Annotated in this window: 10 protein-coding genes; 3 read left to right on the forward strand and 7 right to left on the reverse strand. The window is 72.4% G+C overall.

Annotation, left to right across the window (positions count from 1 at the left end; all coding sequences use genetic code 11):
- Positions 1–52 precede the first annotated feature (52 nt).
- Both NBZ83_RS09275 and NBZ83_RS09280 read right to left on the reverse strand, forming a co-directional pair.
- The gene (locus tag NBZ83_RS09275; RefSeq protein WP_261568371.1) at positions 53–652 is read right to left on the reverse strand and encodes an SAM-dependent methyltransferase; all 600 of its coding nucleotides are present in this window, start codon (positions 650–652) and stop codon (positions 53–55) included.
- Entirely contained in the window at positions 649–1,662 is a 1,014-nt protein-coding gene (locus tag NBZ83_RS09280; protein ID WP_261574764.1) for an acyl-CoA dehydrogenase family protein, read from the reverse strand. The genes NBZ83_RS09275 and NBZ83_RS09280 overlap by 4 nt, the downstream gene beginning before the upstream one ends.
- A 233-nt stretch (positions 1,663–1,895) precedes the next feature.
- On the opposite strand from NBZ83_RS09280, the gene NBZ83_RS09285 reads away from it, so the two are divergent.
- Entirely contained in the window at positions 1,896–2,708 is an 813-nt protein-coding gene (locus NBZ83_RS09285; protein WP_261568373.1) for an Fpg/Nei family DNA glycosylase, read from the forward strand.
- 118 nt (positions 2,709–2,826) lie between these two features.
- Here NBZ83_RS09285 and NBZ83_RS09290 read toward each other — a convergent pair whose 3' ends face one another.
- On the reverse strand, positions 2,827–3,840 hold the full coding sequence (locus tag NBZ83_RS09290) for a redoxin domain-containing protein (RefSeq protein WP_498041045.1): 1,014 nt from the start codon (positions 3,838–3,840) through the stop codon (positions 2,827–2,829).
- A gap of 22 nt (positions 3,841–3,862) precedes the next feature.
- On the opposite strand from NBZ83_RS09290, the gene NBZ83_RS34505 reads away from it, so the two are divergent.
- Complete coding sequence (locus tag NBZ83_RS34505; RefSeq protein ID WP_261574765.1) at positions 3,863–4,087, forward strand: hypothetical protein; 225 nt, start codon at positions 3,863–3,865, stop codon at positions 4,085–4,087.
- 37 nt (positions 4,088–4,124) lie between these two features.
- On the opposite strand, the gene NBZ83_RS09305 is transcribed toward NBZ83_RS34505, so the two are convergent.
- Complete coding sequence (locus NBZ83_RS09305) at positions 4,125–4,352, reverse strand: hypothetical protein (RefSeq protein ID WP_261574766.1); 228 nt, start codon at positions 4,350–4,352, stop codon at positions 4,125–4,127.
- Between the two features lie 83 nt (positions 4,353–4,435).
- Positions 4,436–4,945, reverse strand: coding sequence for a MarR family winged helix-turn-helix transcriptional regulator (locus NBZ83_RS09310; RefSeq protein WP_261568378.1), 510 nt, complete (start codon positions 4,943–4,945; stop codon positions 4,436–4,438).
- Positions 4,946–5,037: 92 nt separating this feature from the next.
- On the opposite strand from NBZ83_RS09310, the gene NBZ83_RS09315 reads away from it, so the two are divergent.
- Positions 5,038–6,150, forward strand: coding sequence for a questin oxidase family protein (locus NBZ83_RS09315; RefSeq protein ID WP_261568379.1), 1,113 nt, complete (start codon positions 5,038–5,040; stop codon positions 6,148–6,150).
- A 28-nt stretch (positions 6,151–6,178) separates the two neighbouring features.
- Here the strand turns inward: NBZ83_RS09315 and NBZ83_RS09320 are convergent, their stop codons facing one another.
- Both NBZ83_RS09320 and NBZ83_RS09325 read right to left on the reverse strand, forming a co-directional pair.
- Entirely contained in the window at positions 6,179–8,770 is a 2,592-nt protein-coding gene (locus NBZ83_RS09320) for a polynucleotide kinase-phosphatase (protein WP_261568380.1), read from the reverse strand.
- Positions 8,767–10,185 (reverse strand): 3' terminal RNA ribose 2'-O-methyltransferase Hen1, encoded by a 1,419-nt coding sequence (locus NBZ83_RS09325; protein WP_261568381.1) that lies wholly within the window; start codon positions 10,183–10,185, stop codon positions 8,767–8,769. Before NBZ83_RS09325 ends, NBZ83_RS09320 begins: the two co-directional genes overlap by 4 nt.
- Between the last annotated feature and the right edge of the window lie 400 nt (positions 10,186–10,585).

Here is a 10,585-nt window from a genome sequence, read left to right on the forward strand (position 1 = left end):
CCGATTCGGTTGATGGGCGGCCGGGTCCCCTTCCTGGCGAGACCGACCCGCTTCATCGCAGGCCCGTTCGCTCGGCGACCGAGCGGGCGTCGCGCGCCCAGACGTCCGCCACCAGATCGTCCTCGAGATGGTGCACGAGGCGCGTCAGTCCCGCACCGGCGGCGGCCTCCCCGAGCAGGGCGTGCACCGCGTCGCCCCCGCACGGGTAGTCCTCGACGGGATGCCGCCAGTGGACGGCGACCAGCGTGCCGGCCGAGGCGGTGGCACGGGCGGCGACGAGGCGGGCGTCGGCCTGGTCGAAGTAGTAGCCCACCTCGGAGAGCACCACGAGTTCGAACGTCTGCGCGGGCCAGTCCCCCGGCAGCCGCGCCGCCTCGACGCGCACGTTCGGCAGGTCGGCGGTGCGGCGGGCGGCGGCCGTCACCGCGGCGGGCGCCACGTCGGTGGCCAGCAGCCGGCCGCAGCGGGCCGCGAGATCGCGGGTCAGCAGGCCGATCGAGCAGCCCGGCTCGTAGGCGGTCGCGTAGTGGTCGTCGGGGAGCAGGGCGACGGTGAGCGCCCGTTTGCGCCGCTCGTACCAGCGGTCGGCGAATCCCCACGGGTCGCCGTCGCCCGCATACAACTCGTCGAAGTACCGCTGCGGCAGCGTCATCGAATCCTCCGCGAATCCCCCAGCGACCAGCCCGGCTCGGCCGCGGTGGCGACGTCGGCGCCGAGCACGGCCAGGTCCCGTTCGCCATGGTCCTGGAGGATGTAGACCGCCAGGTCGGCCACGCGAGCGGCGTGCCGGCGGTCGCGTGCACGCGGCGCCGGCCCGAGCGCCCGGTCGACCCGGCGGGTCACCTCAACCGCCGCCCCCGCCACCGTCGCCCGCACCCGCCGGGCGAGGCGCGCGTGATCCGCCTCGGGGCGCGCGTCGACCGCGGCCGCCGCCGCCCGCAGCACGTCGCGGGCGCCACCGAGCGCGACGTCGACGGCGCCGAGATGGGCCGCCGCATGCGGGTCGCCCCCGCGGTCACCCACCCGCTTCCGCAGCGGCGCGGCCACGGCGGTGGCGCCCCCGTACCAGCAGGCCGCGACGCCGATCCCGCCGATCCAGAACCCGGGGCGGCGCAGGTAGTCGTCCGGTCCGCCGACTGCGCGGGCGCGCACCCGCCCGAAAATCACCTGGCGGGTGTCGGCGCCCTTCATGCCGGGGTCCGCCCAGTCATCGCCGGCGACGGTGACCCCGGGGGCATCCAACGCGACCGCGAGCAACTGCCGGTTCCGGCCGTGGCGGGCGGTGACGAGGGCATGGGTCAGCAGCGTCGCCCCGGAACACCAGGCCTTCGCCCCGTCGAGCAGCCAGTCCGCACCTTGCCCGTCGAGCGGGGTGGCGGTCAGGACACCGGCGGGATCCTCCGCAGCCCACACCCCCCAGCGGGATCCCGGCGGCAGCGGTTCTCCGGTGAGCTCGGCGATGATGGCCACCGCGTCGGCGTGCGCCTCCGCGAGCCGCGCGAGCACCACATCGTCCACCGCGAGCGCTGCCAGCGCCGACCAGCGTTCGAGCGTCCGGCCGGCCCCCGGAAGCGGCAGGTCGCCCCCTACCGCGTACGCCTCGTCCAGCGCGACGGTGCGGCGCTCCCGGCCCACCCCGGCCACCGTCGGCTCACCCGCCATCACGCACCTGCCACCGGCGTGCGCGGGCGTGACCCCGTGCCGGAACTCGTATCTGACAACGTGTTCGCATGGTCCCCTCACGGCCGACGTCTGGTTACGCCAGGCGGCCACACGAGGTCCGCGGGCGCCGCCCGTCGGGGTAGGAGATACCGATTCCCGCGGCGCGGAAACACCGCGGTCGCGTCGGATCGGCCCGGCGCCGCGGCCGACCGCGGCAGTATGCTCACCCGACTATGCCCGAAGGTCACACTGTGCACAGGTTGGCCGCGCTTCACCGGCAGATGTTCGCCGGCCGGCCGGTGGCCGTGGCAAGCCCCCAGGGCCGTTTCACCGAGGGAGCGCGCCGGCTGGACGGGCGGCTGCTCACCGCCGCCGAGGCGCACGGCAAGCATCTGCTCCTACGGTTCGACCACGACCAGGTCCTGCATGTTCACCTCGGCATCTACGGCAAGTACGCCGTCGGCCCACTTCCGGCCCCCACACCGATCGGCGCCGTCCGGCTGCGGCTGACCGCGGACACCGGATACGCCGACCTGCGCGGCCCCAACGCCTGCGAACTGCTCGAACCCGGCGAGGTGAAGACGCTGCACGACCGGCTCGGCCCGGACCCGCTGCGCGCCGACGCCGACCCGGAGCTGGCCTGGCGGCGGATCGAACGCAGCCGCGTCCCGATCGCCGTCCTCCTGCTCGACCAGACGGTGGTGGCCGGCCCCGGCAACATCTACCGGGCCGAGGTGCTGTTCCGGGCCGGCCTCGACCCGCTGGTGCCAGGTCGTGACCTGACCCGGGGGCAGTGGGCGGCCATGTGGGCCGACCTGGTCACGCTGATGGCCGACGGGCTGCGGACGGGTCGGATCGACACCGTGCGCCCCGAGCACACCCCCGAGGCGATGGACCGCCCGCCTCGGGTCGACGGCCACGGCGGTGAGGTCTACGTCTATCGCCGTGCCGGCCAGCCCTGCCTGATCTGCGCCACCCCGGTGCTGACCACCAGCCTGGCCGGCCGCAACCTGTTCTGGTGCCCCGGCTGCCAGCCACCGCGGTGACGCAGCGCGTCTCGCTCGGGGCGGGCGGGCACGTGAACGGGGTCGAGGTGACCCCGACGACGACCCGCCCGCCGCCGAACCGCTCCGGCCCGACCCGGCCGCGACCAGCGCCCTGTGATCAGGCGGACGGCTGCGGGACGATGCGGATGTAGGGCTTCGGCTCGTCCCAGCTGCCGAAGATCTCCTTGGCCTGGTCGTTGGAAACCGAGCCGGCGATGACGACGTCGTCGCCCTGCTTCCAGTTCACCGGGGTGGCGACCTTGTGCTTCGCGGTGAGCTGCAGCGAGTCGATGACCCGCAGGACCTCGTCGAAGTTGCGCCCGGTCGTCATCGGGTAAACCAGCACCAGCTTGATCTTCTTGTCCGGGCCGACGACGAACACGTTGCGCACGGTCTGGTTGTCTGCAGCGGTGCGGTCCGACGGGTCGCCGCTGACGTCGGCTCCGAGCATGCCGTACGCCTTGGAGATCGCAAAGTCGGCGTCGCCGATGAGCGGGTAGTTCGGCGCGGTGCCCTGGGTCTCCTCAATGTCCTTGGCCCACGCGGCGTGCGCCTCGATCGGGTCGACCGACAGGCCGATGATCTTGACGTTACGGCGGTCGAATTCGGACTTGATCCGGGCCAGGTAGCCGAGCTCGGTGGTGCAGATCGGAGTGAAGTTCTTGGGGTGCGAGAACAGCACCGCCCACGAGTCACCGATCCACTCGTGGAACGAGATCGGACCCTCCGTGGTCGCTGCCACGAAGTCGGGGGCGGTGCTACCGATCGTCAGGGACATCAGTGTCTCCATTCGCTGGGAGGTGTCAGGGGAAGCCTCGATGAGGTTCGCCTGAAAGCTGCGGCGCCGAAACCCCGAGCTTGTTCGGTCACAGAGGACTCTACGGACCGGGCGTTCCCTGAACGTTCCTCCGCGGCTCGGCGCCAGCGGGCGGATGTCCTGCGGGGTGTCGAGCAGCCCCGCCCACCGGATGACCGCGTCGATGAGGTCCGGTGTCATCGGCGCAACGATCTGCCCGCCGGGACCGGGCAGCGTGCGCGGGTCCGTCCCGTCCAGTTCCAGCAGTAGGTCAGACAGCACCCGACCGTCGAGTCGCAGCACCACCGAGCGGTACGGCCTGGGCGCCGGCAGCAATGAGCAACTACTCGGCCGCGCCGTGCGAGGCTTCCGCGATGACATCGTGATCGCCACCACATTCGGCTTCGACCTGAGCGACCCGCGGCGCGTCGGGGTCGCGCTCGACAGCCGGCCGGACCACATCCGCGAGGTCACCGAGAACAGCCTGCGTCACCTCAGGACCGACCACATCGACGTGTTGTACCAGCACCCGTCGACCCGGACGTGCCGATCGAGGACGTGGCGGGCACGGTCGGCGAGCTGATCATCACGGGCAAGGAGCCGAACAACCCCCCACCGCGCTACTCCTCGAACTCGTCCAGCGCCCGCTGAAGCTCCTCGCGCGTGCCGGCCAGGGCGACGACGCCGAGGTTGTCCGTCGCGGCCCAGACGAGATGATCACCAAGCTGGTAACTGGCGATCTGCAGGGTGCCGCGGCGGGCGGCGGTGTCGATCGGGATGTGTCGAGGAATCCGCGGCGTCGAGGCGGTCATCGCCTTCACCTCCAGTGGGAAGATCTCATCAGGCACGACCGCCCGTGAGCCGGAACTCCGACCGGGACGGCGGTTCCCGGAATTCTTCCAGACCGCGGCCCGGGTCCGCCGCTGGTCGGCTACGGCTGAGCTTCGGCGCTCCATGCGGCGAGGCCCGCGACGAATCCCTGCCGATCCCGGGCGGACAAGCCGGCCAGCGCGCGCAGCAACGGCGCCGAGCGGGTGGCGATGAACAACTCGACCGTAGGCCGGTACTGCTCCCGCAGCGACACCAGCGTGCGGCGCCGGTTGCTCGGGTCCTCGCGGCGTTCGACCACACCGGCGTCGCTGAGGTTACCGACGAGCTGGCTCGCGGTCGACAGCGACACGCCCAGACAGGCGGCCAGCTCGGTGATGCTGGTTGGCGTGTCGGTCAGTAGCTGGGTGAGGACGGCACCGTGCCGGGCGGTCAGCCCGTGCACGTCGAAGATCCCCCGTAGCTCCGGTGGCATCTCCGTGCGGGCCCGCTGAAAGTAGGCGGCCAGCAACGGCACGTGTTTGAGCACGTCGAGCTCCTGCGCCGTCGGCCGCCCTGGCACCGACGTGCCTGGGCTCTCGAAATCGTCGTCCGCCACCTGTTTACGTCGCACGCCACAATCGTAGACAGTTGGAATATACAAAGTGTTCGGATATCCACAGCTATGGCCTCGAGTACGGGGCCGATGTGAGAGACGTGAGCCACATGACCTCGATCAGCTACGGCGACGCGGTGACCGACGCCCTCGACCGCCTCGACGACCTCGGCTACGAGCGGGCCGGCCAGGCCGACCTCGCCAGCCACGGCCCGATGGGGGCCGAGACCCTGGCCGTGCTCGGCCACGGCGACGCGATCCCCGCATGGGTGGACGCCTACCGCGCCGCCATGGCGAACCATGACCGGCCCTCCCGCCGGTTCGACCTGGACCCGACGGACGAGTCCGCCTGGCGCCCGGCGCTCGGCGTCATCGACCGGGTCGGGGACTGGGAGTACCTGTTCCACCGCGAGCTGGCGCAAGCACCGTGGCGCGAGGTGCTGGGCCGGTGGTGGCCCCGGCTGCTGCCCGGCCTGATGTCCCGGTTGACGCACGGTGCGATCCGCACCGCGCACGCCGTGCGCAGCGTCGCTGCCGCCGACGGCGCGGCCAGCCCCCAGCAGCTGACCGAGCTGGCTCGCGGGCTCGCCTACTGGGCTGCCCGGTTCACCCCGCTGCCTGGCACCCCCCGGCTCGAGGGCCGGCACGACGTGGCCACCGCCGTCGCCGCCCTCCCCCGGACACCGTTCGATCCGACCGCCCCGCCGACAGCCCTGTTGCACGATCGCCTCAGCCGGCTCGACGAGCAGCCCGGCTACCTTGACGCCCTGGCCGCGCTGCGGGCCGATCAGGCGCAGTCGCTGCTCAGCGACCTGACCGCCCAGTTCGCGGGCCTCTGCCTGGTCCACACCGACTACTCGCCGATACCACTGATCCATGCCGTCACCGCGCCCGCCGCCATCCGCCTGGTCCTGCCCTATCTGCCCACCGAGCTGCACGCACCGTCCGTCGCCGCCATGTGGCAGATCCACGCGGCGATGCTCCTGGTTTTCACCGGCACCAACCGGGGCGAGGAGACCGCCCGCGCCAGCGCGGCCGACACGAACGTCCGCAGCGTCGACGAACTGATCTCCCGAGCGGTCGAGCACGGCGACGAACACGTTCTCAAGTTCACCGAGGCCTGCCTGCGCGAACACGCGCTGCGCCCCGATCCCCGCTACCTCGCAGCCGCCCAGGCCATCCCCGACCGCATCCCAGCCCACTCACCGCGACCTGCTCCTTGACGCAGTCCGCACAGACGGCGCAGCGACCTCACAGACGTGGGTCGACCGGCTCGGATTCGAGGGCGAGCACGGCGAAGACGCATTCGTGGACCCGCCACAGCGGCTCGCCGAGCGCGAGGCGGTCCAGCGCCTCCAACCCGAGGGCGTATTCGCGCTGCGCCAGCGAACGCTTGAGCCCGAGACCGCGCTCGCGTAGGCGTTTCAGGTTGTCGGGCTCGGTGTAGTCCGGGCCGTAGATGATCCGCAGATACTCCCGGCCGCGCACCTTCAGCCCCGGCTGGACGATGCCACGCCGGCCGTGGGCCAGGTTCTCGGCAGGTTTGACGACCATCCCCTCGCCACCCGCCGCCGTCAGCTCGGTCCACCATCGGGTCGCCGTCGCGACCGACTCCGGATCGGTGGTGTCGACGAAGATCCGCCGGGTCGGCGCGACCAGGTCGGGGTCGGCGGCCACCAGGCGGTCGGCGAGGCCGAGATGCCACGCATGCGGCCGCCCGTGATGGGCCGCGCCCTCGCTCGCCAGCACCTGGAAGGGTGCGATCCGAACACCGCGCAGGCCGTCGGTCGGCCACTGGTAGGGCCGGTAGGCGGCGGCGAATGCCGCGGCGTTCGCCGCCCGGGATCGGGTCCGGGCGAGCAGCTCGTTCACGTCCCGACCGTTCCGCGCCGCCTGGTCGAGCAGGTCCACCGCGACCGGCAGGCTGGCGCGGGCCGCGGCCCCGACCGCGGCGTACTGCTCGCGCAGAAGCTGCCCGGCCTTGGCGCTCCAGGGCAGCAGCTCGGCGTCGAGCAGCAGCCAGGAGGTGTCGAGCTCGTCGAACAGCCCGGCCGTCTCGGCGGCGGCGCGCAGCCGGTCGACGAGCTGCACGGTGAGTTCGGTCGGGAAGAACGGCCGCCCGGTGCGCGTCCACACCGCGCCCGTCTGGTCGTCGGGCGCGCCGAACCGGGCCCGCGCCGCGGCGAGCGACCGGCACACGAGCGCGACCGCCCGCGAACCCATGTGCTTCTCCTCGCAGACCACCGCGCCGACGCCGTCGTCGCGGTAGGCCTCGAAGGCCTGGTCGGGGTGTTCGAGCAGGTCAGCGACGGTGGAGGTGGCCACCGGGCTCATCGTCGGCGGCAGGTGGAGCAGCCACCGCGGGTCGATCGCGAACCGGCTCATCACCTCCAGGGCGGCGGCCGCGTTCCCCTCCCGCACGCTGATCCGCTTCAGGTGGCGTGTTTCGACGACCCGGGTGCCCAGCACGTCGGTGAGGTCGAGGACGTCGGGATCCCGCCGGCCCACCGCGACGGACCCCACCGCGGGCCGTTCGGCGCAGTCCGCGGCCTGCGGGTTGGTCGGGAAGGGCCGCGCCGGTGCCCAGTAGACCTCGGCCGCCGGCACCGCGACGAGCTCGCGCTCCGGGTAGCGCAGGGCCGACAGGCTCCCGCCGAAGACGCATCCGGTGTCGACGCAGAGGGTGTTGTTGACCCACTCCGGGGTCGGCACGGGCGTGTGGCCGTAGAGAACCGTCGCCTTCCCCCGGTACTCCCGCGCCCACGGGTGGCGCACCGGCAGGCCGTACTCGTCGCTCTCCCCGGTCGTCTCCCCGTACAGGCAGAGCTCCCGGACCCGCCCCGAGGCGCGGCCCTGGTAGCGCTCGGGCAGACCGGCGTGCGCGACGACCAGCCGGCCGCCGTCGAGCACGTAGTGGGAGATCAGACCGTCGAGGAAGCGTTCGACCTCCGCCCGGAACGGCGCCGGCTCCGTCGCGAGCTGCGCGAGTGACTCGGCCAGGCCGTGGCCGATGCGCACATCCCGGCCACGCAGGGCCTTGAGCAGCTTGTTCTCGTGGTTGCCCGGCACGCAGAACGCCTCGCCGGCGGCGACCATCCCCATCACCAGCCGCAGCACCCCGGGAGTGTCCGGGCCGCGGTCGACGAGGTCACCCACGAAGATCACTCGACGGTCTGCCCGATGGGCGCCGACCGCTCTCCCGGCCTCGTCGCGGCGCAGGGTGTAGCCGAGTCTCGCCAGCAGCGTCTCCAGCTCCGCGCGGCAGCCGTGGATGTCGCCGATGACGTCGAACGGGCCGGTCTCGTGCCGCAGATCGTTGAACAGCGGTGTCCGGGTGACGGCGACGTCCGCGATCTCGCCTTCGCCGCGCAGCAGGTGGACGGTGCGGAACCCCTCGCGCGCCAACCCCCGCTGCCCGCGTCGGAGCTGGTCACGCTGGCGGCGCAGGACGTGCGGGCCGAAGTCGCGGTCCGGGCGGTTCGCGTTGCGCGCCGCGCACACCCCTTCGGGCACGTCGAGGACGATCGCGACCGGCAGCACGTCGTGCTCGCGGGCGAGGGCGACCAGCGGGCGGCGTGCGTCCGGCTGGACGTTGGTGGCGTCGACCACCGTCAGCCGACCGGCCGCCAGGCGCTTGCCGGCGATGTAGCGCAGCAGCTCGAACGCCTCGGGCGTGGCGGACTGGTCGTTCTCGTCGTCGGCGACCAGACCACGGCAGAAGTCGGACGAGATCACCTCGGTCGACCGGAAGTGCGTCCGGCCGAAGGTGGACTTCCCCGAACCGCTCACCCCGATCAGGACGACCAGGCTGAGCTCGGGAACAGCGAGCTCACGCGGCGTCATGCGGCCACCGTCCGGTTGAAGACGGCCAGCTGCGTCGGCGGCCCGACGTCGGGGTCGTCCGGTCCGACCGGAAGGTGGCGGACGGTGTAGCCGTGCTCGGCGGCGACCCGATCGGCCCAGGCGCGCAACTGCGCCCGGGACCACTCGAAGCGGTGGTCCCGGTGCCGCATCGCCCCCGCGGGCAGCGTCGAGAAGCGCACGTTGTACTCCACGTTCGGGGTGGTGACGATCACCATGCCGGGGGCGGCGTAGCCGAAGACGGTCGCCTCCAGGGCGCCGAGCCGCGCGGGATCGACATGCTCGACGACCTCCATCAGCACTGCGGCATCCAAGCCGGTCAACCGCTCGTCCCGGTAGGTCAGCGAGGACTGGATCAGGGTGAGACGGGCCCGCTGGGAGTCGGTCAGCTCCGCCACCCGCAGCCGCCTGCCCGCGATGCGCAGCGCCCGCGCGGACACGTCCGCGGCGAGCACGTGCTCGATGGTCCGCTCCGCGAGCAGATCCCGGGCCAGCAGCCCCTCGCCGCAGCCAAGGTCACCGACCCGGCGGGCGGCCTGCGAACGCAGCACGGCGAGCACCGCGCCGCGGCGCTGCTCGGCCAGGGAGAGCGGACGGTCCGCCGCGTCGAGGGCGACGGCGCCGCCGAGGGCGTTGTCCAGCTGCTCGGCCTCGGTGTCGTCCACCTCGGCGAGGCGGGCCAACGCCGACCGGGTCAGCTCCCGGCGATGGGACAGGTAACGGCGGGCGATGAGCTCGGACTCCGGATGGGTCGGCAGCCAGTCGGCACCGGCCCGCAGCAGCTTGTCGACCTCGTCGCCGCCGACCCGGTAGTGCTTCGCGTCATCCAGGACCGGCAGCAGCACGTACAGGTGGTTGAGCGCATCGGCGAGCCGGAGCTCCCCGGCCAGCCGAACGTCGAGGTAGGGCGACTCGCCCCAGTCGGGAATGTCGGGATCGAGCGGGCCGGTCGCCACCGCCACCCGCCAGCCGAGCGGTTCGAACAGGCGCCGTGGCAGATCCGCGCCTGCTCGGGAGGCGACCGCGGGCACGTGGATCTCGAGCGGGATGGCCGCGGCGGCGAGCTCCGGTCGCGCGTCGCACCGGCCGGTCATGGCCGTGCGGAAGACATCCTTGAGGGCCATCGCGAGCATGCTCGACGCGGCGTACGGCCGGTCGTTGACGTACTGCGTGAGCGCGAACCCCTCCCCCACCGGCCCCTTGCGTCCCCGCACGAGAGCGACGGGGTCCACCTCCAACAGGAGGGCGACGGTGCACCGCTCGCCGGTCGCCTCCGGGTAGAACACATGCGCCGTGCCCATCGGCTCGGTGAACGCATGCACCCGGTCGGGATGCTTGTGCAGCAGAAACCCGAGGTCACGGGCCGGCGGGTGCGTCGTGGCAATGGTCAGCAGCACGACGAGACAGTCTTGCGTAGAAAATCCCCTACGTCTCCTTGATTTCGGCGGAGGCCGTACGCGGCCGGTGGGACACGCCGACGGGGACATGAGTTCCTGCAGAGAACCGCAGAGGAGATCGACGGGGTTTCCCGTTCAGTGCCTTCCGCCGGCAGCCTTCGACGGCGGTGTGGCAGGCTGCACGCACCCGGTCCGCGGCGGACCGCTCCGCGGCGTTCCACCTCGACCAGGGCCGTGCCGGACCCGGCGACCGGAAATGGCGAGTGGCGACAGCGAGTAGCGACAGCAAGTGGCGACAGCCGCTCGCCGGCTCGTCGCCACTCGGTTCCTACTCATTGATGATGTCGGGCTGTCGGGCTGTCGGGCTGGTGGGCTGTCGAGCGATCGGGTTATCAGCCCC

This window comes from Frankia gtarii (assembly GCF_025403375.1).
Lineage (GTDB): Bacteria > Actinomycetota > Actinomycetes > Frankiales > Frankiaceae > Frankia > Frankia gtarii.